The 22,222-nt window shown below is 57.3% G+C and carries 20 protein-coding genes, 1 pseudogene and 1 other annotated feature; of the genes and pseudogenes, 8 read left to right on the top strand and 13 right to left on the bottom strand.

The features are described from left to right. The first annotated feature begins 39 nt into the window (after positions 1 to 39). Positions 40 to 2,181 (top strand): ankyrin repeat domain-containing protein, encoded by a 2,142-nt coding sequence (locus G7047_RS14305; RefSeq protein WP_240939493.1) that lies wholly within the window; start codon positions 40 to 42, stop codon positions 2,179 to 2,181. Positions 2,182 to 2,320: 139 nt separating this feature from the next. Here the strand turns inward: G7047_RS14305 and G7047_RS14310 are convergent, their stop codons facing one another. The 9 genes from G7047_RS14310 to G7047_RS14350 all read right to left on the bottom strand — a co-directional run bounded on the left by G7047_RS14310 (position 2,321) and on the right by G7047_RS14350 (position 8,517). Then, positions 2,321 to 2,722 (bottom strand): hypothetical protein, encoded by a 402-nt coding sequence (locus G7047_RS14310; RefSeq protein WP_166306556.1) that lies wholly within the window; start codon positions 2,720 to 2,722, stop codon positions 2,321 to 2,323. After that, positions 2,719 to 3,075 (bottom strand): DUF6516 family protein, encoded by a 357-nt coding sequence (locus tag G7047_RS14315; RefSeq protein ID WP_240939494.1) that lies wholly within the window; start codon positions 3,073 to 3,075, stop codon positions 2,719 to 2,721. The genes G7047_RS14310 and G7047_RS14315 overlap by 4 nt, the downstream gene beginning before the upstream one ends. 42 nt (positions 3,076 to 3,117) lie before the next feature. Continuing rightward, complete coding sequence (locus tag G7047_RS14320; RefSeq protein ID WP_036594034.1) at positions 3,118 to 3,357, bottom strand: AbrB/MazE/SpoVT family DNA-binding domain-containing protein; 240 nt, start codon at positions 3,355 to 3,357, stop codon at positions 3,118 to 3,120. 108 nt (positions 3,358 to 3,465) lie between these two features. Beyond that, a complete protein-coding gene (locus tag G7047_RS14325; protein WP_166306559.1) occupies positions 3,466 to 4,836 on the bottom strand; it encodes a phage/plasmid replication protein, II/X family in 1,371 nt (456 codons plus the stop codon). Between the two features lie 109 nt (positions 4,837 to 4,945). Continuing rightward, positions 4,946 to 5,908, bottom strand: coding sequence for an AAA family ATPase (locus tag G7047_RS14330; RefSeq protein WP_256376845.1), 963 nt, complete (start codon positions 5,906 to 5,908; stop codon positions 4,946 to 4,948). 73 nt (positions 5,909 to 5,981) lie between these two features. Beyond that, entirely contained in the window at positions 5,982 to 6,578 is a 597-nt protein-coding gene (locus tag G7047_RS14335; protein ID WP_166306565.1) for a hypothetical protein, read from the bottom strand. Positions 6,579 to 6,588: 10 nt separating this feature from the next. Further along, on the bottom strand, positions 6,589 to 6,846 hold the full coding sequence (locus G7047_RS14340; RefSeq protein ID WP_166306568.1) for a hypothetical protein: 258 nt from the start codon (positions 6,844 to 6,846) through the stop codon (positions 6,589 to 6,591). Positions 6,847 to 7,608: 762 nt separating this feature from the next. Continuing rightward, positions 7,609 to 7,878, bottom strand: a complete 270-nt coding sequence (locus tag G7047_RS14345) for a hypothetical protein (RefSeq protein ID WP_166312070.1) — start codon at positions 7,876 to 7,878, stop codon at positions 7,609 to 7,611. A gap of 135 nt (positions 7,879 to 8,013) precedes the next feature. Continuing rightward, positions 8,014 to 8,517 carry a hypothetical protein gene (locus tag G7047_RS14350; RefSeq protein ID WP_166306571.1) on the bottom strand — a complete coding sequence of 168 codons (504 nt, stop codon included), beginning with the start codon at positions 8,515 to 8,517 and terminating at the stop codon, positions 8,014 to 8,016. A gap of 667 nt (positions 8,518 to 9,184) precedes the next feature. Here G7047_RS14350 and G7047_RS14355 point away from each other — a divergent pair. Next, positions 9,185 to 9,757, top strand: coding sequence for an IPTL-CTERM sorting domain-containing protein (locus G7047_RS14355; RefSeq protein ID WP_166306574.1), 573 nt, complete (start codon positions 9,185 to 9,187; stop codon positions 9,755 to 9,757). A 75-nt stretch (positions 9,758 to 9,832) separates the two neighbouring features. Here the strand turns inward: G7047_RS14355 and G7047_RS14360 are convergent. Continuing rightward, positions 9,833 to 11,082 (bottom strand): IS3 family transposase gene (locus G7047_RS14360; RefSeq protein ID WP_371813873.1). Its coding sequence is split into 2 segments (ribosomal slippage): positions 9,833 to 10,791 and positions 10,791 to 11,082, totalling 1,251 coding nucleotides; the frame shifts between segments, so codons are not numbered across the junction. Further along, positions 10,685 to 10,801, bottom strand: a sequence feature (AL1L pseudoknot). (Overlaps the previous gene by 117 nt.) 625 nt (positions 11,083 to 11,707) lie before the next feature. Between G7047_RS14360 and G7047_RS14365 the strand changes: the two are divergent. The 5 genes and pseudogenes from G7047_RS14365 to cysC all read left to right on the top strand — a co-directional run. Next, positions 11,708 to 11,887: pseudogene (locus G7047_RS14365) on the top strand (integrase core domain-containing protein); the annotation flags it as partial. Between the two features lie 294 nt (positions 11,888 to 12,181). Beyond that, positions 12,182 to 14,104, top strand: coding sequence for a PrkA family serine protein kinase (locus tag G7047_RS14370; protein WP_166306583.1), 1,923 nt, complete (start codon positions 12,182 to 12,184; stop codon positions 14,102 to 14,104). Between the two features lie 47 nt (positions 14,105 to 14,151). Further along, complete coding sequence (locus G7047_RS14375) at positions 14,152 to 15,420, top strand: YeaH/YhbH family protein (RefSeq protein ID WP_166306586.1); 1,269 nt, start codon at positions 14,152 to 14,154, stop codon at positions 15,418 to 15,420. Continuing rightward, positions 15,417 to 17,057 carry a SpoVR family protein gene (locus G7047_RS14380; protein WP_166306589.1) on the top strand — a complete coding sequence of 547 codons (1,641 nt, stop codon included), beginning with the start codon at positions 15,417 to 15,419 and terminating at the stop codon, positions 17,055 to 17,057. Before G7047_RS14375 ends, G7047_RS14380 begins: the two co-directional genes overlap by 4 nt. A gap of 163 nt (positions 17,058 to 17,220) precedes the next feature. Continuing rightward, positions 17,221 to 17,871 (top strand): adenylyl-sulfate kinase, encoded by a 651-nt coding sequence (cysC, locus tag G7047_RS14385; RefSeq protein WP_166306592.1) that lies wholly within the window; start codon positions 17,221 to 17,223, stop codon positions 17,869 to 17,871. A 39-nt stretch (positions 17,872 to 17,910) separates the two neighbouring features. Here the strand turns inward: cysC and G7047_RS14390 are convergent, their stop codons facing one another. Then, a complete protein-coding gene (locus tag G7047_RS14390) occupies positions 17,911 to 19,377 on the bottom strand; it encodes an amino acid permease (protein WP_166306595.1) in 1,467 nt (488 codons plus the stop codon). Positions 19,378 to 19,612: 235 nt separating this feature from the next. Between G7047_RS14390 and G7047_RS14395 the strand changes: the two genes are divergently transcribed. Beyond that, on the top strand, positions 19,613 to 21,022 hold the full coding sequence (locus G7047_RS14395) for a PLP-dependent aminotransferase family protein (protein WP_166306598.1): 1,410 nt from the start codon (positions 19,613 to 19,615) through the stop codon (positions 21,020 to 21,022). 4 nt (positions 21,023 to 21,026) lie between these two features. Here the strand turns inward: G7047_RS14395 and G7047_RS14400 are convergent, their stop codons facing one another. Continuing rightward, the gene (locus G7047_RS14400) at positions 21,027 to 21,734 is read right to left on the bottom strand and encodes a 4'-phosphopantetheinyl transferase superfamily protein (protein WP_166306601.1); all 708 of its coding nucleotides are present in this window, start codon (positions 21,732 to 21,734) and stop codon (positions 21,027 to 21,029) included. Positions 21,735 to 21,742: 8 nt separating this feature from the next. Further along, positions 21,743 to 22,183, bottom strand: coding sequence for an excinuclease ATPase subunit (locus G7047_RS14405; RefSeq protein ID WP_205904794.1), 441 nt, complete (start codon positions 22,181 to 22,183; stop codon positions 21,743 to 21,745). Positions 22,184 to 22,222: the final 39 nt, after the last annotated feature.

A 22,222-nucleotide genomic window follows, 5' to 3' on the forward strand; every position in this document is an offset into this window, starting at 1 on the left:
CCCAGGCTCGGAGAATGCGTCAGCGCGATAGTCGGGGCATTGGACATCAAAAAGGTTGGCAGTGATGTCGGTCGCCTTGCCCGTGAAGGAGACTTTGACTGGGAGAAGCTTGACGCCGTCATACAAACTGTGTTGCTTGAAGGCACGGAACGCTACTACGGCAAAACGGCCCACAAGCTAGTGCTGGCTTGGTTTGCAGAGGTCAAGGAAAGCTATTGCCACCTGCTCTTGGACGTAACGCTTGACTCAGTGGGCAGGGACGACACACTGCCAATTCTGATCGAGGACTTCTTCATCCCTTTCGTGGCCCAGTTTCTGCTGAAAGCGCAGGCTCTGTCGCCTGGCCCTGACTTGTCCCTGATGTTGAGTACCGCGGATTCACCGCTTGCTGTCGTTTTCGGGTGGCTGGACGGGTATCTGCAAGGTCCAACAGAAAAGCTGTTGTATCCAGAAAGCACCGGGACAGATCGCACGGATCGCGAAAAGGTAAGCAAGTGGCGTAATGGCATTGACTTGCCCTCTGCACAGGGTATCAAGCTGTTTTCGCAACGGGTCTTGGACGTAAAGCGCGACAGCACAAAAGGCAGCACCGCCGCATTGTGGCTAATGATCGCCACGGCCCTCACTCGATTCGAACGCGATTGGAGCAGGCCAGTCAGGCCGTTGATTATTCGAGGGTTTGAGAGATCACCTACCGATCATGCAGTGCAAGACCGACTGTGGGAGCTGGTCGGGCGCGTTGGCCACAGTTGGCCTGAACTAGCAGAGCCGGGCAGGAAGCTTTGGTATGAATTGAGGCGAACATCCTCCAAACAAGCGGGCGACCAACAGCGAACACGGGATGAGATCAGCAAACTAGAAGCGCGGGCTGCTGAATGCGACCCAAATGGGCTGACGGCCTACCACTACGAATGGATGAGGGCTCGCTGGCACACCTTGTCTGGTCAGTATCAAGATGCCCTTCCTTACTACCAGCGGGCCTTCGAGTTGGCGAGCTACCGCGTAGGACGTCAGATCAAGGACCTCATCGAAGAATCCGCATGCGTCGCTGGCTTTCTAGCGAAGAAAAACTTCCTGAAGCAGCTCAAGCACGTTGGAATCACGCTGGGCCTGTTCCGGAAACCTGCGTCCGGTACGGGCGTGCTTGACGAATGGGAAATAGAGCAGTTTGTGCAGATGCTGCCCAGGCTTTTCCCAACACGAGGGCGCTTCGTTGAATGTGAGCCAGACCTGTCGGAGCTACCTGCGCCCGGCCTCATGGCTATATCCAAGGAAACGGTCGAAGAACTCAAGATAGACCTCAAAAAACTTGATCGCGTCCGGTCAGTGCAGTTTGCCAGCGGCGAGGTGCGGCGTTGGCCACAACTCAGGCTCTTTACGTCATTCGGTCAGGCATCTCAAGTGAAAGCCTTGCTGAATGCCGGTGCCCCGGTCGACGATCTGGACAGTTCCGGTGCTTCGGCACTTCTCTGCGCATTGCAATACGCGGAAGCCACCGGAAACCGTGATGTACTCGACTTGCTCTTGGTCATCCCTCACCAAGTGGCGACCATCAATGCCATGACGCACAAAAAGCGCCTCACTCCACTTATGTGCGCCATTGATTTGGGGGCGCCAGATGTAGTCCGAGCATTGTTAGATCAGAAGGCCGACAAAAACCAACACGCGCTCACAGACAACCAGACACCACTGTATTACCTGGTCTCACAACTGTTTTTCAAGGTGAATCCGAATAGGCTGCTTGAAAAGTTGACTCTGGCGCTGCTCACCGAGCCCGATCTCGTACAACAGGACACGATGAGACGGTTTGGGGTTGGCTTTTCGGGCACATTCGGCAATAACACCGACCTCGTGCGAGCCAAACCTGAATTGGCCTTGGCGACAGCTAGATCACTCGTAAATCTTCACACCAGACGACACACCGTCGCCAAGTTGACTGAGATTGCGGCTATTTTGCTGGAGTTCAAGGCGGACCCCAACGCCCCACACCGTTATCCGGTTCCAGGGCGTACGCCCTTGATGCTGGCGGCAGAAAGTGACCTACCGGAGGTTTTTGACCAAATGATGCAACATGGCGGCGACCCCCTACGGCCAGATGCTGCTGGTCAGAACTGCATGCAAATCGCAGCCTCATTCAGGTCAGTGAAAATCATGGACTATCTTCGGAGCCGAGGCTTTTGAAGTTTGAAATCCGCGTCACTTATCAAAAGGTAATGCGGATTTCACTTTGCACTCGGGAATTTCCAAAGGACGCTGTTATGCCGTGACTTTGCCAGGTGCAAGCCCTACGGCTGATTTCACATCAGGAGGCTCCTTGTCTCTATGCAGCAGCAATCGAGGCGTTAATTGAGATCGTGCTTGCCACCGGCATCACGACCTTCTTGCGGCCATGCCCTTCATTGCTGACAGACTCCACCTTGACGAGGCCAAGCTCTGACAATTTGGACACGTCCCGTGATACCGCGCTCGGGTTGCGATGCGAAGCGATAGCCAGGTCAGCAATCGAATGACGCCCTTTGCTGGCAATGCGCAGCAGCTCGAACCGCTTCGGGGTGAGCTGAGTCAGAAAGTCTTCAAACTCGAAGCTGGTAAAGACCTTTGAATAGGGCAACGATTCGGCTTGTTCATCCAAGGCACGCGCAACCGCTATGCTCCTCAACGAGTGAGCTTTCAGGGCTGGACTTTTCGCAAAGTCTGCCAAAGTGATCTTTTGTTTCGTCATATCTGTTCTCCGTTGACGAACTTGATGGCAATCGCTTGCCACTCCCGCTCGAACCGCTCATACAACTCTTCGTAGCTGGTGAATGGGTCAGCGGCGATAGAACCCATATAGTGGCGATGAGAGTAATCGTGGCTGTTGTCATACCCAAGCACCCGGCCGTTATCGCCGCTGAAGATCAGCGGGTTGATGTACGCGAGCGCATAGCTGACGACCTTCTTTGAAGGCAGTTCACGAATCACCCGCTCTTTCAAGGTTCCTCCGCCCAGTCGGCTGGGGATTTTCACGTCCGACGGGGCGTAGATTTCCTGCTTTTTGGGTTGCTTCATGTTTTCAGTAATGATGTATGAAGTCATGCCTGCTGTCAAGTGGCGCGGGCGGATTGCCCTTGCGGGGGGTCACCACTGCGCCGCGACCTCTTCGTCTGAGAGAGGCTTGGCAGCAGTAGGAACCCCGTCTCCGACCAGCGGCTTGAAGACCGCGGGAATGTCCCGCGCCTTGACTACTCGTACCAGGATTTCGCCCGAGTCGAGCAAACGCACATAGACTTGATCGCCCGCCCGGATGGCTGCACGCTCCGTCACGTATTTGGGAAGTCTGAGTCCGAGGCTGTTGCCCCAGGCGGAAACGGTTGCCATAGCGGGTTTGCTCCATTGATATACAACGGCTACAAATTGCCAAGCGCGGCCAACTGCACACGAAGCTGGCCGGTTTTGATGCCAGCCAGCTTGATACCTTGGTGGCGCTCACGCCGCTTCATCCAACGGATCGCTGTATGGGTCAACCCACACCAAACCGACACCCCGCGCCTTGCGGTCCATTTTGGACAGTTGGCGCTGGAGCGCCGCGTTCATGTCCGACTGGTGAAAGACCGATGCGTCAGCTTTGATGGACGCAGGGACTGGCACAAAATTATTCGGGTGCAAAACCTCAAGAAGCGATATCGGCAATTCGATTTCAGCGGGCGGCTCACCAAAGACATCGACTCCCAGCCGATTCTTCAGGTAGCGCCAGTGCCTTTTGGCCTCTTGGTCACTTTCCAAGAAATTCCGCACCTTGAGCTTGTTTTGCCAGTGGGCCAGCGTGCTCCTGTAAGGCATGGGAATCATCAACAGCTCATTCAGGCCGTAGCGGCGATGCACCTTGCCCTTGAGCTGCAAGCGGTGCAGTTCTTCAATAACCATCCAAGCAATCGTTTCGCGGGTCAGCCGCATCGGGTACACCGGTTTGCCCTTGAAGTAGGCATGGTTGGCAAAGTACTTTTTGCGGAACACAAACTCCAAGCGCACGGTCTGCTCGCACAAGTGGGCTAGCGCCTTCCCGGCTTCAGTCTTGGGCAGTGCCTGTTTACCCTTGCGCTGAATTTCCAGCGCCTTGTCGTACAGCTTCCACGCCCTCAACTGTGAGCTGGGGTCACCGTAGGTCGATTCGTTGGCATACAGACTCATATTCGCGCCCGCCATCACGTTCGCCAGGGCGACAGCATTTATCAGCGCAGCCTTGGACACACCGTCCGGCACGCGGACCAAAATCGCCACGTCCAGCCGAGTCACTTCGCCATACCGACCTTGGGCCAGCAACGCACGCAAAGGCCGTGGAATATTGAGCGGGTGACTTTGGTGCACGGCCTTGACCAAATCATGGGTAAGCATGACCAGATCGTCGGACGACGCGACGTTGTGCCCTTGGTAGTGGTACGACGGGCTTCCTTCGATGTATAGAAGCTTCTTCCTGTCGGTAACAGGCTCACCCTTCTTGGCCCTGCGCTTACGACATTCAACACGGATCGTCTTGGCACCGAAATCCGATTCGGCCCTGCCCCATCCTCGATGGCTATCGGGTTCTACGTCATCGCTGTCTGACACCACGGCGAATGTCTTCGGCAAATCGGCATCGCTGTAGTCCAGCACCACCCCCACCGTGTCGATATTGATGCACTTCTCAACCAGTTGCTGATACACCATCAAGTCTGGCTGGCTTGCTGTATTACTTACGGTATTACTGATGGCACGAGCGGCGACGGTTTGCTGCTGCTTCGGCTTCCCTGCCAGTGCGCTGACAATCTTAGTGGTGCGTGTATTAAACCCTGCCAGTGGGGCTTTCGGCTTTTCTTTCATTTCCATTCCTTTTATTGGTGCCCCGCAGACGGCCTTCATTGCCGTTGCGTTGCAAGTCATTTCTGTCCGCACGTTGCGTTGCACGGGCGCGTGTGCCTAGGGATTGCAACTACGCAACGGCGACCTCGATCTCTTGACCAGATTTAGCGGCCTTGAGGCGCTGAATCGTCCGGCTGACGGTTGACTTGTTGACCTTGAACTTCTCGGCGATCTCCGACATCGGGATGTTGTTGGTGTGCATTTCAAGCATCTCCTGCGCATGCTCCGAAATGCGAACACCTGCCGGTGCCACATCGAAGAACAGCTTGTTGTCCTTGGTGTAGATCGCGAATTCGTACCGCTGCTTCAGATGCGGCAGATGGTCACGTAGCTTCGTGTGCTCCACCGTGAATCGGGTGTCTTGCTCTTCGCCGTTACTAGCCATCGGGCTGAGAAGAATCGAGTAGTCGAGCAAGTCTTCATGGGCGCTGGAGCCACGCTGCTTGCCGTTCTTTCCCGTGTGGTGCACCAAAAGGACCGACTTGCCTTGAAGCCGCTTTTCAATCAGCCAGGACTTGATGGTTGCCCAGCTGCCCCCGTCCTCACGTCCGCCGCTGGTCCATGCAGAGAGGTTGTCGATGACGATCAACTTCACCTCATCAGGAATCAAGGCATCAATGCGGCGCTGACCTTCCACTTGGTCAATCGAACCAATCACATCCTTCGCAAAGTCGCGGCTGATGATGTGGAGGTTCTGCTGCACTTTGCGAATCGACTCAGCGTCCTGATTCCGCGCATGTAGCAAGCGCAGCCGACTCTGAAAGCCAATCGCCCGCATCTCCCCATCGAGATAGGCTACCGGCATGCCACTGCCAGAACCCCAGGGTTCCAGCGGTTTTCCGCCTGCGATTGCATAAGACATCAGCATGCTCAGAAGCGACTTGCCGCCGCCACGCGGGCCTGCGATCATTCCGATGGTTTTTGCAAAGATCAACTGCCCCAGCAGTTGAATATCGGGTGTGAACTTCATCTTGAGCATCTGGCCGAGTTGCACGGCACGGACACGCTTGGGTTCAGGTGTTTCTTGGTTCATGTCATTCCTTGGTTGAATGCGGCCACGAGGTCGTGGCCGGGGTCATATGGTCAAAGTCAGTGGTAGCAGGAGTTCAGCGGCGGACCATCCCGCCGTAGATTTCTCGGGGGTATTCGGTATTCAAACTGCCCAGCAAGAAGCCACGGATATCGACCATCCAATAGGCGGGGTTTTCTGCAGTCATATCCACGGAAAGCGCCAAGACTTGCTGGCCCGTATCAAGCCGATTCGCATCGGCCTCCAATACATCCTTTGCGACCTCTGCCACAGGTCGATTCAGAAAGGCTGCCACTTCCGATAAGGAAAACTTTCCGTCCCAATAAGGAAGGCAATGAAGTACCAGGCCCTGCCCGCAAAACCTGTTGAATGCCATGCGTACCCATTTCGGCGGCTTTTCCACGGAGATATCGCTCTCCCAGTGATGCTGTTGTGGCAGGGTAAGTAAAACACTGCCCTCGTTATCTTCACTAACAAAGATGCGTGTTTCCTCGGCGTTTTCATCCAGCGCGATGTTCATCACATTCCCATCAAAAACGCCGATCTCAAAGTAATATCCTCGCTGGATTTCAAGAGCCAAGAAGGGGTTGCTACGACACTGATGAAACCATGACTTAGCGAGTTCAAAAAGCTCTTCGGTTTCTCGCACACAAGCGTCCACGACGTATTCCATTTCGTACTCCTTAGCGTGCGTTGCGTTGTTGGGAGGTCAACCACTTTTCAAATTCGACGCGGTCGAGCAAAACCTTGCGCTGACCCGGTGGCCGAACGATCACCGCCAAGAAGCCGTTGGACTTGAGCCCCGATTTCGGCGCTTTTTCGTATGCCTCCGCCTGCCACACCAAATGGCGCAGTGCCCCTTCGCTGACAAAGTCGCTGTAGGCCAGTGCCATCTTCTTGATTGGCAAATACCGTGACACCGGGGCGGCTTCGATTTGCATGGCCGGTTGAGGCTGCGGCGTGTGATGGAATCCTTGCATCGGCGTGATGCGATTGATGGTGACGGCACCGTAAGGTGACGCCAGTCCTGAGAACGGGCTCAAGGACGGAAATTGGTTGTGATGTCGTGCCATGTTTAGGCTCCTTTGATCTGTTGAATTGCGTGTTGTGTTGGCCAACGGGGTGAATAATGTCGATGGCGGCTGAATGGGTCACGGGGCGATAAGCTGCGACACAGCGCGATGACGAGCGGACAAAAAAGAAGAGGCGTCTTCGCTGGAGAAGACGCCTCTTTCAATGGGCAGATCGACTGAAAATCTGCCGTGGGGAAATAAGCCCGATGTCACGTTTAGCCGCACCAAAGCAAGCAAAGCTGCTGTGTCGTGCTTTATCGCGGGTGGCCGCTGGCACTGGCGGGCCACGGCTCTTGGCTGGCACAGCGCGTTGATCCGCGCGGCACAGCTCTGGCACACTCATGGAGCGTTTTGCAGGAGGTTGCGTTGCACCCACCTTCAGCGCAGAGTGCGGAAACTTCAATGGCGACAATGACTTACAGTCGCTGTTGTTTCTGTATAATTCTGATTTACCAGCCGGAGAAAATTCGTAATGAGAAGGTCGGGTGTTCGATTCATCTCTCCGGCACCAAAATAGCTAGTATTCATGCGGGTTTCAGGCATGAAGTGGGGGATACCACTCCAGCCCATAGCAACCGAACAAGCCGCATCCAGTCAAATGGATGCGGCTTTTTTACGTCCAAATCTGGATCATTTCTTGATTTCAGGTGCGAACTGGATCGTACCGACACGCGAACCAGCGCGCGAGCGACGGGGCTTGATCCAGTATACCCACAACCCCTTCATCCACGCCAATGCGTACAGCACACACACGACGAAGATGCCCCACTGGTCGGCCTGCCACGCAGCGTAGAACCAGAACGGCTGGCCCAGCATCCCGAAGACACATGCCCAGCGACGGGCCGACTCTGCTCGGGCCTGTGAGAGCCAAAGATATACGTCACCCAATTCAATCGGGATCCCATTTGAGCAATCCGGGATCCGGCTCGTGCGCAAGGCGCATAAGCCCTTTCTTACCTCCACTGGAAGCGACAAATCGAGACCCCTAGTCTGTCGGCTGCACAGACCGGAAGGCTAATTACTTACAAATCTTCCTCAATAATTTCTTTGATATGTATAGATAGTTGACCATACAGGTCCTCCGAAACTTATATAAGAACAACTATTAGAAGTTCCTCCGCTTGCTGAAGTTTGCACCCATCCTGCGGGAAAACTTCTCGTATCACAAGATGTAACCATAGAACAGGTAGGCATATTCGTGACGTATTTATACTGGAGCTCAGCTTGACCCACGCCACATCCTACTGAACCGCTTGTCATAATCCACCCCTCAGCATTAATTACGGTACATGAAGATTGAGTAGGTGGAGGAGGTGCTTCAAAGCTCGTCCAAGTTGTATTCTGCAATTCAATTGATGATGCTTCATCTTGATTTATGAAATATGCATGTATCGTATGATTTTTATTATCAAGATACTCAAGCGGAATCGACAATTGCCCACTAAGCCCATGTGTTCCGGAATCTCCGCAGATTGAGCCCACTGCGGCCTCTCTAGCATTGCTATGCATAGAGTGCCCCCAAGAATTTTTGATCGTCATGCCAAAAATGCACCCACCCAGAATAGCCTGGCGTGGCAGGATTGCATGCCCATCCATCCATATTCAATGGATTGACTGTACTGACACATTATGATCATTTCCTTCAATCCATCCTGCAGCGGTTGCGCTCGTCGCATACAGCGACCCGCAAATAGCCAAAATAGACGCGCAAACTGTACTAATTTTCGACACGTTTTCTCCTATTTGTCTACGAATTTGAACCACCATATATCCACGCACCATTTGCCAACCTAGGGTTACTAAGCAGATGAGATAGCATTCAGAATTCATTGACACAACTCAACTAATCGCAGCAAACTGAATTCACCCCCCCTAAAACGGCCTCTTCGCAGGTTCTGCGGATGATCCTGATCTTCATCGGCCCCAACCCCTTGATCTCAAGCAGTTCAGTATCTGTGACAGTCAACAACTTGGCAGGCGTTGTTAGCCCCTTCTTTTCAAGCGCCGTGCGTGCGTGAACCGGCAGGCTGGGAATGGAACGCAAAAACTTCATCCCTTAATGGTAAACCCTAGAAAAAAAGCCCCTTGACCTCTCAAAAGGCTTCCTATGACACAACAGGGTTCCATTGATTCTCAATGCTTAACCATTGTCAATCAAGCATTTTTCAGTTACTTTTAGAGACTCCAATTCACGGATCGACGCGAAATGATGAAGAAATGGTTTGGCACCGTCCTCGTGGCAGCATGCACCTTGGGCTTCTCGGCAATGGCTCAAGCTGCGCCATACAAATGGACCTTTACAGGCGTCACGTTTGATGATGGAAGCACGGCATCAGGCTCCTTCGTAGCCGATGTGGACACCCAAGAAATAACCCAGATCAACATATCAGTCACTGCAGGCAGTGCTGGCGGACCGATTACTTTTCGCGAGTTGTGCAATGAAGCGCCTTGCCAGTCAAGCGGGATCTTTGTAAGCCGACAGCCTGGCAGTGACATGACAGGCATGAGTGTTATGTTCCTCAGCTTGGGCGCAGCGCTGCCAACAAACGGTGGAACGGTGCCCGTGCTTGCAAGCATTAGTACATGTCAAAGCCTTAATTGTCAGACTGGCAGTGTTCGAAATGGCACTGGTGGAACGTTGATGGGAGCCCCCTATGTGGCCCCAGCTCCATCGACGGCTACTCCGGTGCCCACTCTTAACGACTGGGGTATTTTGCTTCTCTCTGCTTTGACAATTGGAGCCGCTGGGTTCTTCACCAGAAAACGCATTCCAAACTAGCAACCAAGCCCACTTCGATGGGCTTTTTTTCAACCACATGTCTCAGTAGCTGAATCACACCGAGTTTGGTGGAGGCTAGATTGTTGAAGTACAGGCGTCAGCCTGCACAGGGTTGGCAGCTCGCTGCCGCCCGTAGTTTGCCTCAGCTTCTGCCGGCGGTATATGCCCTATGGGCTCCAGTAGTCTGTCGTGGTTAAACCAATGCACCCACTGCAGCGTTGCCAGCTCCAGTGATTCACGCGTTTTCCACGGCCCACGTTTGTAGATGACCTCCGTTTTGTACAAGCCGTTGATAGTCTCCGCCAGGGCGTTATCGTAGGAATCACCTGTACTGCCTACAGATGGCATGAGCCCCGCTTCTGCCAAACGCTCGGTATAGCGCACTGAAACGTATTGACTACCTCTGTCCGAGTGGTGAATCAGTCGGGACCCTTGCTGCGGCTGTCTTGCGTGCAGCGCTTGCTCCAATGCATCCATCACAAAATCGGTCCGCATGTGGCTGCTGACTCGCCAACCCACAATCTGGCGGGCATAGACGTCAATCACAAAAGCCACAAACATCTGGCCTTGCCATGTCGAGACATAGGTGAAGTCAGACACCCAAAGCTGGTCTGGGCGCTGTGCTTTGAACTGGCGATTGACCAAGTCCAGTGGACATGGCCTGGCTGCATCAGGCAGAGTGGTTCGGACCTTCTTGCCTCTGCGCGCTCCTTGCAGCCCAAGCCTTCGCATCAGGCGCTGCACGGTATAGCGGGCAATTGGCAAGCCCTCTCGGTGCATCTGCTTCCAGACTTTGACGACCCCGTAGACCTGCCAATTGGCATGCCAGACACGTTGAATATCACTACAGTGCCCGGCATCGGATTGGCTGCGCTTGCAGCGCAGCCAGGGGCAGGCTCTTTGCTGAACCCTGCACCTGTAGCCCGACGGGGCAATCTGCAGCAGCCTGCAAATTGGCTCGACCCCATAGGCACCTCGATACCTGTCGACGAAGTCAATCAACTCTTGATGCAACGGTCGAGCTCCGCCTGGGCGAAAAAAGCGCTCGCAGCCTTCAGGATGTCGTTGGCCCGACGCAGCTCCTTGACTTCGCGCTCGAGTTGCCTGAGATGTTCACGCTCATCTGTGGTCAATCCAGGACGCTGTCCTGCGTCAATCTCAACACGCTGGACCCAACTGTTCAACGTGGTGACGCTGCAACCAATCTTGGGCGCAATGGATTCACAGGCCGCCCATAACGATGAATAGCTGGAGCGGCACTCCTGCACCAGGTGGACTGCGCGTTCACGCACTTCTGGCGAGAATTTATTGGCTTTACTGTTCATGACTCAATCCTCTCAAAGGGTTGAGCCTCCATTAAACACGGTGTGATTCAATCTCTGACGGAGCTATGCAACAAAGCCGTCGGAAACTATCGTGAGCAACTCCCCTGTGGCCGAAACCTGAAGCACGCAAGGGTCGCTTGTTATTTCAACGGTTGATCCATTCAATGTGTACTTGATGATAGAGGTTGGAATCCATACACCGGCCAGCCCACTCGCTTTGTATCTGAAGTCAATTGCATATTTTCTAATTTGCAGTTCGGAGCCACTGACGTCTCGGACGCGGAGGCTACCGATATTTCGCAATCGTTCTACTTTAGGCAATGTCGCGCCCTCCCTGGCAATTGATTGTTTTAGGACGCCATCGTAACAAGAGACTGAATGTCTCAGCACTGAGAAGACGCCGGTTCGAATCCGGCCTTCGCGAAGAATTTTAAGCCGCAGCAAGCGTGGCCTGCATCTGAGTGGTTTGATGGTGCGGCACCTCCTACCGAGAGATTCCGGGCTTGTAAAGCGAACGACATTCCCCCGCCGGCCTCGCGCCGTAAGTCCAATGGGTGGATCAATTTCAAAGCCTGCCATAGAGCTGGCTTTTTGTTCAGGACTTACGACGCTGGTGCCAGAAGTACTGGCCGAGCGGGTCAACGGGCTCCTCCAAGACGAGCTGCTGCTAAAAAGGCCCGCCGATCTGGCGCAAGCCAAGCAAATGGTGCGGGAGTCAGTGCTGATATACCACTGTGAGAGGCTGCATAGACCGCTGAACATGCAAACGCCCGATGCCGTGCACCGGACATCATCGGCGGGATGATTCCGGGATGTTCAGCCGTCCGGGGTGTCAACGTAGCTCAGGTCGGATCACACAGACGATGCGCAAACGATCTCTGATCGGCGTCCGATTCGCGCAGTCCTCATTGTCAAACAATGTGACTGAAACGAGATGAATCCGAACTTGACATATTGCCTCAGCAATTGACATTCGTCTGTAGGAATTACCGTCTATCCAAAGCCGATCGAAGATGCTAAAAACACCTACATACGGTTATGAATGTCTTGCAACTTTTGCGGCATGGCTTGTCCTCTCAGCGCCGCCATAGGAGGTCGTATGGACGTCATCAGCAACTCGGCTGCTCGATATATTCGCCTGCGCGAAGAAGAGATGTCAATCGATGAGTATCTCGCTCTGTGCCAGCGCGATCCTCTGGCCTACGAAAGTGCTGCGCAGCGCATGCTCGGAGCGATTGGCGAGCCCGAGATGGTGGATACGCGTCACGACCAACGCCTGTCGCGGGTATTCGCCAACAAAGTCATCCGCCGTTACCCTGCCTTTGCCGAGTTCTATGGCATGGAGGACTCCATCGAGCAGGTGGTGAGCTTTTTCCGCCACGCATCACAGGGCCTCGAGGAACGCAAGCAGATCCTCTATCTGCTGGGTCCCGTGGGCGGCGGCAAGAGCTCGATCGCCGAGCGGCTGAAGTATCTGATGCAGAAGGTGCCTTTCTATGCGCTCAAAGGCTCGCCGGTGAATGAGTCGCCGCTGGGCCTGTTCGATCCCGTGGAAGACGGGCCGCTGCTGGAGGAGCAGTTCGGCATTCCGCGGCGCTGTCTGCAGCATGTGCTCTCGCCTTGGGCCGTCAAGCGGCTGGAGGAGCTGGGCGGTGACATCCGCCAGTTCCGCGTCGTCAAACGCTACCCCAGCATCCTCAGGCAGGTCGGCATTGCCAAGACCGAGCCTGGCGATGAGAACAATCAGGACATCTCCAGCCTTGTCGGCAAGGTGGACATTCGCAAGCTCGAGAACTTCGCGCAGGACGACACGGATGCCTACAGCTACTCGGGTGGCCTGTGCCTGGCCAATCAGGGGCTGCTGGAGTTCGTGGAAATGTTCAAGGCCCCCATCAAGGTGCTGCATCCGCTGCTCACCGCCACGCAGGAGAGCAACTACAAGGGCACGGAGGGTTTTGGTGCGATTCCGTTCGATGGAATGGTGCTGGCGCACAGCAACGAGAGCGAGTGGAAGGCATTTCGCAACAACCGCAACAACGAGGCATTCCTGGATCGTATCTATATCGTCAAGGTGCCCTACTGCCTTCGCGTATCCGAGGAGGTGAAGATCTACGAGAAGCTGTTGCGCGAGTCGTCGCTGTCCCAGGCGATCTGCGCTCCGGGCACGCTGAAGATGATGGCCCAGTTTGCGGTGCTCACGCGGCTGAAGGAGGCTGAGAATTCGAGCATCTTCAGCAAGATGCAGGTCTACGATGGTCAGAGCTTGAAGGACACCGACCCCCGTGCCAAGAGTTATCAGGAGTACCGCGACTATGCGGGTGTAGACGAGGGCATGTCGGGCATCTCCACGCGCTTTGCGTTCAAGATCCTGTCGAAGGTGTTCAACTATGACAGCACCGAAGTGGCAGCCAATCCGGTGCATCTGATGTATGTGCTGGAGCAGCAGATCGAGCGCGAGCAGTTCCCGGCCGAGCTGGAGACCAAGTACACGGGCTTCATCAAGGAGTACCTGTCGCCGCACTATGCCGAGTTCATCGGCAAGGAGATCCAGACTGCCTATCTGGAGAGCTACAGCGAATACGGCCAGAATATCTTCGACCGTTATGTCACCTACGCGGACTACTGGATTCAGGACAGCGAGTACCGCGACAACGACACCGGCGAAGTATTTGACCGCAACGCGCTCAATGCCGAGCTTGAGAAGATCGAGAAGCCCGCAGGCATCGCCAACTCCAAGGATTTCCGCAACGAGATCGTCAATTTCGTGCTGCGCGCGCGGGCCAACAATCAAGGCAAAAACCCGAGCTGGACGAGCTACGAGAAACTGCGGCTGGTGATCGAGAAGAAGATGTTCTCCAACACCGAGGAGCTGCTGCCCGTGATCAGCTTCAATGCCAAGGCCAGCGCCGAAGATGCGCGCAAGCACGAGGACTTCGTCACCCGCATGGAATCCAAGGGCTACACGCCCAAGCAGGTGCGCCTGCTGTGCGAGTGGTATCTGCGTGTGCGCAAGAGCAGTTGATCACGGCATCCGCATCCCACGCGTCGGGCCATGCATTGGGGGCACAGATGGCATTGCAAATCATCGACCGCAGACTCGCAGGCAAGAACAAATCGGTAGGCAACCGCGAACGCTTCGTGCGCCGCTACAAGGAGCAGATCGCGGAGGCCGTGCGCCGCGCCGTGGCCAAGCGCGACATCCGCCATATCGATCAGGCGGAGAACATCACGATCCCCAAAAAGGACATTCGCGAGCCCAGCTTCCACCACGGTCAGGGCGGGGTGCGCGACACCGTGCATCCGGGTAACAGCGAGCATGTGCGCGGTGATCGCATCGCGCGTCCTCAGGGTGGCGCTGGTGGGCAGGGATCCCAGGCCAGCGACAGTGGCGAGGGCGAGGACGACTTCACCTTCACCCTGTCCAAAGAAGAGTTCATGGAAATGTTCTTTGAGGACCTGGCACTGCCGCGTTTGCTGCGAACGCACATCGGCAACACCATGCAGTACAAGACCCGCCGCGCCGGCTACAGCCACGATGGCACGCCGCACAATCTGGCGGTGGTGCGCACCATGCGCGGAGCCCTTGGCAGGCGCATCGCCCTGACCAAGGCGCCGCACCGCGAACTCAAAGAGCTCGAAGAGTTGCTGGCTTCGCTGCTCGATCAGGACGACGGCACCAGCGAGGCGGTGGCCGAGCTGCATCAGCGCATCCACGCACTCAAGGCACGTGTGGAACGCGTCGCCTTCCTCGATCCCATCGACCTGCGATTTCGCAACCGCACCAAGTTTCCCGAGCCCAGCAGCCAAGCCGTGATGTTTTGCGTGATGGACGTGTCTGGCTCGATGGATCAGGCCCGCAAAGATCTGGCCAAGCGCTTCTTCATCCTTCTTTACCTGTTTCTCACACGCCATTACGAGAAGATCGACATCGTCTTCATCCGACACCACACACAGGCTGCCGAGGTGGGCGAGGACGAGTTCTTTCACTCACAGGAAAGTGGCGGCACGGTGGTGAGCAGCGCACTTGTGCTGCTCGATCAAATCATCCGCGCGCGCTATCCGGCCGAGGATTGGAACATCTACGTGGCACAGGCCAGCGACGGCGACAACTACGGTGACGACGGCGTCACCTGCCACAACCTTCTGGCCGAGAAGATACTGCCGTTGGTGCGCTATTTCGCCTACGTGCAGGTCGTGCAGGAGGAGCAGAATCTGTGGGAGGAATACAGCACGCTCGCGGCCCAATTCCAGCACTTCGCCATGCGCAAGGTGTCCGAGCCCGGTGACATCTACCCCGTGTTTCGCGACCTGTTCAAGACAGAAGGGGTCTCGGTATGAACCTGTCCCAATACCCTGCGCTGGCACGCCGTTCAGGCGCATCTCATCACGCAAGGCCCGGCGTAGCGAATGACCGCGCGCCGCGCAGCGTGCCATCGATGCCCCGCCCCGCTGGCCAGCGCCCGGACCAGCCCCTGCCCGACCCGACCGACTGGACCTTCGAGCTCATCGAGCGCTACCACGCGGTCATTGCCGCCACGGCAGAGCGCTTTGGCCTTGACACCTACCCCAACCAGTTGGAAGTGATTTCCGCCGAGCAGATGATGGATGCCTACGCCAGCATCGGCATGCCCGTCGGCTACCGGCACTGGAGCTACGGCAAAGAATACCTGGCCACGGAGCGCCGCTACCGACGCGGCCACATGGGCCTCGCCTACGAGATCGTCATCAACTCCAACCCCTGCATCAGCTATCTCATGGAGGAAAACACCACTGCCATGCAGGCCTTGGTGATCGCCCATGCAGCCTACGGACACAACAGCTTCTTCAAGAACAACTACCTGTTTGGCATGTGGACCGACGCGGGTAGCATCATCGACTATCTGGTCTACGCTCGCGACTTCATCGCGCAATGCGAGGAGCGCCACGGACTCGAGTCCGTCGAGCAGTGGCTGGACTCCTGCCATGCGCTCTCCAGCCTGGGGGTGGACCGCTACCAGCGTCCATCCAAGAAAAGTCTGGCCCGAGAACTCGCGGAGCGCGAGCAGCGCGAAGCCTACGCACAGCAACAGGTGAACGAGTTGTGGCGCACCCTGCCGGTGCGCCCCGACAAGGACAACACCGCCCGCGAGAACGAACGCTTTCCGAAGGAGCCCGAGGAAAACATCCTCTACTTCATCGAAAAGAACGCCCCCATGCTAGAGCCTTGGCAGCGCGAGATCGTGCGCATTGTGCGCAAGATCGCACAGTATTTCTACCCTCAGCGCCAGACTCAGGTGATGAACGAAGGCTGGGCCACCTTCTGGCACTACACGCTGCTCAGCACGATGTATGACGAAGGCTGGCTGACCGACGGCGTGATGATCGAATGGCTGTCGTCGCACACCAACGTGATCTACCAGCCCCCCGCTGGACACCGCGCCTACTCCGGAATCAACCCCTATGCGCTGGGCTTTGCCATGTACCGCGACATCCAGCGCATCTGCCAGGCACCCACGGAAGAAGACCGCATATGGTTCCCAGACCTGGCCGGAACACCCTGGCTGCCCGCCCTGCACTACGCCATGCAGAACTTCAAGGATGAAAGCTTCATCGGCCAGTACCTGAGCCCACACCTCATCCGCGACATGCGCCTGTTCGCCATCCACGACGACGACCGCGAAGGCGAACTGCTGGTCAGTGCCATCCACGACGAAGACGGCTACCGGACCCTGCGCCACACCCTCTCACAACAATACGACCTCGGTGCACGCGAGCCCAACATCCAGGTATGGAACGTGAACCGCCGCGGCGACCGCTGCCTTACCCTGCGCCACACCCAATACCAAGGACGACCGCTGGCCGACGACGCACTGGAAGTGCTCAAGCATGTCGCCCGGCTGTGGGGCTTCGGCGTTCAACTGGAAACCGCCAGCGCAGATGGGGACATGCCGTTTCTGATGCACTCGGTCACTGCACCACCTGCACAGGGGACTTGAGGGGCGGAACGCGCATTGGAATACCGGATGCACGGGCGGCTCAATCAGATAACATGCTATTACATTTTAAATGTGGAATGAGACATCCCGACCATCTGGATAGCCCCAGAACGCATCGCCTGAATGCCGCTCGCAGAGCGTCGCAACCCTGACCATAAACCCCATGGACAACTCCACTGCCTCATCACACCGTCCCACGAACTCGTCTGCAAAGCCCGCTGAGCGCAACGTCATCGCGGTTTCTCATACCGTCAGTGTCGCAGAACGCGCCACGCGTTACGGACATGTGGGGGCGGTGATCTGGCTCACTGGGTTGTCGGCTTCAGGCAAGTCCACCATGGCGATGGCGCTGGAACGCGCGTTGTTTGCGCGCAGCTGGTCGACCTATGTGCTGGATGGAGACAACCTGCGCCACGGGCTGAACGCCGATCTGGGATTCAGCCCCAAGGATCGCAGCGAAAACGTGCGACGCATTGGCCGAGTGGCTGCGCTGTTTGCCGACGCTGGGCAGATCTGCATCAGCGCCTGCATCTCCCCGTTTCAGGAAGACCGCGCGGCAGCCCGCACCGCCGCACAACCACACCGCTTCATCGAGATCCATGTCAGCGCCGACCTGAACACCTGCGAAGGCCGCGACCCCAAGGGTCTATACCGCAAGGCGCGCAGTGGCTCCCTCCCAGGTTTCACAGGCATCGACAGCCCCTACGAGGTGCCGCACCAGCCCGACTTGGTGCTGAACACGCAGGCGAATGACATCGCTACGTGTCTGCGTACTCTTGAAACGCTGGTCGTGGCGCAGTGTCAGGTCAGGTGATCTCTCTACCCTTGGGCTTTTCTGCGCCCAAGTCTGCTCCTAAGCAACCGTCCGCCCAGCACTTCCCGCTCCGGCGAAGACATCCCTACGGCTCCTTTGGCGATGCGCCGCACGCCGATGCACAAACACCCCTGCCGCCACAATCACCAACGCCGCACCGCCCGTGGACAGCACCAGTGGTCGGTACCGATCCACAAACAGCATCACCACCAAAGCGACGATGATGAACACGATCACCAGATACGTGAGCCAGGGGAACAGCCACATCTTCAGGCGGATCTCGCGGCCTTCGGCTTCTAGTTTGCGGCGCATCTTGAGTTGGGAGAAGGCGACCACGAGGTAAACCAGCAGCGCGATCATCCCGGTGGTGTTCATCAGCATGTCGAGGATGTCGCGCGGGCGCAGGGAGTCGAAAAAGTTGAGCACAGCGATGCCGACGGCCATGACGCAGGAGGCGATCACGGCGTAGATCGGCGTGCCGTTGCTGCGGGTGAGCTGCAACGCGGCGGGTGCATCGCCGCGCTTGGCGAGCGAATACAGCATGCGCGAGCAGGTGTAGTGGGCGGAGATGAAGCAGCTGCTGACCGAGGTGAGCACCACGCCGCTCATGATCCAGCGTGCGCCGGGAACACCGAGCAGCTCCAGCGTGCGGCGGTAGGCACCGTAGCCGGATTGGCCAAGCAGCGGGTCGTTCCAGGGCACGAGACAGACGATCAGAAAGATCGAGCCGATGTAGAACAGACAGATGCGCCAGACCACGGAGTTGGTGGCGCGCACGATCTGATCGGTGGGGTTCTTCGCTTCCGATGCGGCGATGGTGACGATCTCGGCACCGAGAAACGCGAACATCACGCCGAGCAGCGCGACGGCCAACGACTCGATGCCCTTGGGCATGAAGCCACCGTGCGCGGTGAGGTTCGTGAAGCCCCCTGTTTCACCCAGCGGCCAGAGCCTGAACACGGCCAGCACGCCAAGTGAGATGAAGGCGGTGATGGCGATGACTTTGATGAGTGCAAACCAGAACTCAAACTCGCCGTAATTGCGCACCTGCAGGAAGTTCACGATGATGAGCAGAGCCGTCATCAGCGCAGTGAAGACGTTGATGCTCACCATCGGGAACCAGTCGTGCAGGATCATTCCGGCGACATAGCCCTCCCAGGCCATGAGCAGCGTCCAGAACCACCAGTACAGCCAGCCGATGGTGAAGCCGGCCCAGCGGCCAATGGCTTTTTCTGCGTAGGTGGAGAACGAACCGGTATCGGGCGACGAGGTGGCCATCTCGCCGAGCATGCGCATGATGAGGATGACGAGAATGCCGCCCGCCAGATAGGCGAGCACCGTGGCTGGTCCGGCCTGCGAGATGACGCTGCCCGAGCCGACGAACAGCGCTGCACCGATGACGCCCGCGATGGACATCATGGTGAGATGGCGCGTCTTGAGCGCGCTGCTGAGCGCATTGTGGTTGCCCACAGCCTCGGGCGGGCAGGAGCTGGTCTCTGTGGTCATTGGAAGTGCCTCCCTCGTTGTTGTGAATTTGGGGCCTGCCCTTGATGGAGTTCGCGCGCATTGATGCGCACTCTCCTTCAAGGTCTTGCCAAACTGCCGCAAGCAGTCAGCCAACAAATGTAAAAACCGCCCTTCGCCACGTCCATGCACAGATGTGACGCAAGATGGCGGCACTGTGCTGTGCGTAGAGTCGCTACACACAAACCCTGAGCGCCCTTCCGCGGGCACTGCCGCGATGCTGACCCTGCAGCCCTCTTCCTCGACCCCGCTGGTGATGCAGATCACGGAAGGCCTGCGCGCGCTGATCGCCGCGCGCTCGCTCAAGCCCGGGGCCAAGCTGCCGTCGATCCGCGCCTTTGCAGCCGTGCATGCGGTGAGCGTGTTCACCGTTGTCGAGGCCTACAACCGACTGGTCGCGCAAGGGCTCCTGCGCAGCCAGCCGCACGCGGGCTTCTTCGTCCATCGCGTGATGCACGCCGAGCCGCAGAGCGGGCCCAGCGATGCGCGCCATTTACCGGTGTTTGACGCGGACTGGTATCTCCAGCAGATCTTCGAGAACCGGGACTGGCCGCTCAAGCCTGGCTGTGGCTGGTTGCCCGATGAATGGATGTTTGCCGATGGCGTGCGTCGCGGCATGCGCAGGCTGGGTACACAAGGGCTGTCGCTTGGCGGCTATGGCGAGCCCATGGGCCTGCTCGCGCTGCGCCAGACGATTGCGCAGAACCTCGCGCACGACCAGCTCATCGCGGCGAGCAGCGATCAGGTACTGCTCACGCATGGGGCAAGCCAAGGTTTGGATCTGGCAGCACGCAGCCTGATTCGACCCGGCGATGTGGTGCTGGTTGACGATCCCGGCTACCCGAATCTGATGCGACTGCTGCGCTCGCTAGGCGCGCGGCTGATCGGCGTGCCACGCACTCCATCGGGCTACGACATGCAGCGGCTCGAACAGTTGCTCAACACACAGGAATTGCCACGCCCCACAGTCTTCTTCACGCAGCCTCGATTGCAAAGCCCCACCTGCTCGCGTGCGAGTCTGGCGCAGATGCACCAGCTCTTGAAATGGGCTGCGCAACATGACTTCATGCTGGTCGAAAACGACATCTACGCAGACATGGATGCGAGCCATCAACCGTCACTCGCCAGCCTCGATCAACTGGATCGCGTGATCTATCTCGGCAGCTTTTCCAAGACGGTATCGGCCAATCTGCGCGTGGGCTATCTGCTCGCGCGCGAGGACATCGTCGCGCAGCTCACGCAGCGCAAGATGCTCTCGGGCCTGACGAGCTCCGAGGTAGCGGAGCGTCTGGTGTTCAACGTCATCACGGATGGGCGCTGGCGCAGACATCTGAAATCGCTACGCGAACAGCTGGCCGCCACGCATGAGAAGGTCGCACTGGCCTTGCTGCGCCTCGGCTTCGAACTGTACTGCGAGCCGCGCGAAGGCATGTATCTCTGGGCACAACATCCGCAAGTGGCCGACTGCATGACCATGGTGGCCGACGCCGCAAAAGAAGGCATTCTGCTCGGGCTCGGCCGATTGTTCGTCGTGGATGATCAGCCCACAAGCTGGCTGCGGTTCAACGTGGCGTTCAGCGACAACGAGCGCTTGTGGCGGTGGATAGATGACTGGTTGAAGCGCTGAGGTGTCAGCGCAGGATCATGGAGAATCCGCCCGCATCGCTGAAATCCAGACCAGACAGATCGATCAGCTCGCAGCGCAACGCTTGCGTCTCGGTGCAGACGCAGAGCCAGACAGCCGCATCTTCCGCTGTCTTCGCCTGCCATGAGTACGCGTCTGGATCGTCGTTCTGCGGCTGACATTCAAGCCGTGGCAGCAGGTTGAAATCGACGCCGGTTCCGGCTCGCTTGAACCACGATTCTTTCAAATTCCACCACTGCATGAATTGAAGATGGCGTTGCTGTTCGTCGTGGATAAAGTTCAGCTGCTCGCGCTCGAATGGCGTGCAGGCCAGTTCCGCCAACTCGCTCAACGCGCTGCGCGGCTTGCGCGTCAGCACTTCGATATCGATGCCAACGCCTTGTGACGCGGCGGCGCAGGCGATGAGGCCGTGGCTGTGGGAAAGGGAGAGGTGAAGGCCACTGCGCGGTGCGCGCGGAGCCTGCCCGAGCGGGGCATCCAGCGGCCATTGCGCGATCTGCTGCTCATCCCCCGCGAGCAGCAGGCGCAACGCATAACGACAAGCGATGAATTCTTCGCGACGGGCTGGCGTCTGCATCTGCGCCAGCCGGTCTTGTTCCGATGCGGTCAACCAGGTGTCGAACGTGCTGCGTTCGGCAGCGCTCCACATGGCCGACACGGTGGCCACCAACAGCCGGACTGTCGATGTGGCCATCCGCTCTATCACTTGGTCTTGGCGTAGGTGCCCTTGAGCGTGACACCGGCCATGATGTTGCCTGCCGCGCATTGGAAGTTGGAGGGGTCCTTGACCTCGTTGCGCTTGTTGAAGCTGTGCAGGTCCACTACTGCATTCGCGCCCTTTTGCTTGGCGGAATCCTGGAAGGCGATCAGAGCAGACAGAGCAGCCCATTTGCAGGCCGTGGCATCGTCCTTGCCCACGCCGTTGGTCTTCTTGTTGGAGGTGTCTTCGCCCAGCTTGGAGGCAATGGCGGGCGTGCGGGCGCCGGACATGTAGAACTTCACGCTGCCGTCGAGCTTGCCATCGGCCATGCCCATCTGGATCACGTCCTCGATCGGGAACATCAGCGCATCGTTGCGCGCCTGTGCTGCCGTCACGACGCCGAGCGCCAACAATGCCACCATGGCTGTCTTCTTCATGCTCATCTGTTTTCTCCTTGGTTTGGGGTCTCCGACCCGCTGTTG

The organism is Diaphorobacter sp. HDW4A (assembly GCF_011305995.1).
Taxonomy (GTDB): Bacteria; Pseudomonadota; Gammaproteobacteria; order Burkholderiales; family Burkholderiaceae_C; genus Diaphorobacter_A.

Excerpts from the sequence above, each read along its gene's own strand:
- G7047_RS14390 (WP_166306595.1), bottom strand. The coding sequence starts at position 19,377 with ATGACCACAGAGACCAGCTCCTGCCCGCCCGAGGCTGTGGGCAACCAC.
- G7047_RS14380 (WP_166306589.1), top strand. The coding sequence starts at position 15,417 with ATGAACCTGTCCCAATACCCTGCGCTGGCACGCCGTTCAGGCGCATCT.
- G7047_RS14335 (WP_166306565.1), bottom strand. The coding sequence starts at position 6,578 with ATGGAATACGTCGTGGACGCTTGTGTGCGAGAAACCGAAGAGCTTTTT.
- G7047_RS14320 (WP_036594034.1), bottom strand. The coding sequence starts at position 3,357 with ATGGCAACCGTTTCCGCCTGGGGCAACAGCCTCGGACTCAGACTTCCC.
- G7047_RS14315 (WP_240939494.1), bottom strand. The coding sequence starts at position 3,075 with ATGACTTCATACATCATTACTGAAAACATGAAGCAACCCAAAAAGCAG.
- G7047_RS14370 (WP_166306583.1), top strand. The coding sequence starts at position 12,182 with ATGGACGTCATCAGCAACTCGGCTGCTCGATATATTCGCCTGCGCGAA.
- G7047_RS14405 (WP_205904794.1), bottom strand. The coding sequence starts at position 22,183 with ATGAGCATGAAGAAGACAGCCATGGTGGCATTGTTGGCGCTCGGCGTC.
- G7047_RS14340 (WP_166306568.1), bottom strand. The coding sequence starts at position 6,846 with ATGCAAATCGAAGCCGCCCCGGTGTCACGGTATTTGCCAATCAAGAAG.
- G7047_RS14355 (WP_166306574.1), top strand. The coding sequence starts at position 9,185 with ATGATGAAGAAATGGTTTGGCACCGTCCTCGTGGCAGCATGCACCTTG.
- G7047_RS14310 (WP_166306556.1), bottom strand. The coding sequence starts at position 2,722 with ATGACGAAACAAAAGATCACTTTGGCAGACTTTGCGAAAAGTCCAGCC.
- G7047_RS14330 (WP_256376845.1), bottom strand. The coding sequence starts at position 5,908 with ATGAACCAAGAAACACCTGAACCCAAGCGTGTCCGTGCCGTGCAACTC.
- G7047_RS14350 (WP_166306571.1), bottom strand. The coding sequence starts at position 8,517 with ATGACGATCAAAAATTCTTGGGGGCACTCTATGCATAGCAATGCTAGA.
- G7047_RS14325 (WP_166306559.1), bottom strand. The coding sequence starts at position 4,836 with ATGAAAGAAAAGCCGAAAGCCCCACTGGCAGGGTTTAATACACGCACC.
- G7047_RS14395 (WP_166306598.1), top strand. The coding sequence starts at position 19,613 with ATGCTGACCCTGCAGCCCTCTTCCTCGACCCCGCTGGTGATGCAGATC.
- G7047_RS14400 (WP_166306601.1), bottom strand. The coding sequence starts at position 21,734 with ATGGCCACATCGACAGTCCGGCTGTTGGTGGCCACCGTGTCGGCCATG.
- G7047_RS14375 (WP_166306586.1), top strand. The coding sequence starts at position 14,152 with ATGGCATTGCAAATCATCGACCGCAGACTCGCAGGCAAGAACAAATCG.
- cysC (WP_166306592.1), top strand. The coding sequence starts at position 17,221 with ATGGACAACTCCACTGCCTCATCACACCGTCCCACGAACTCGTCTGCA.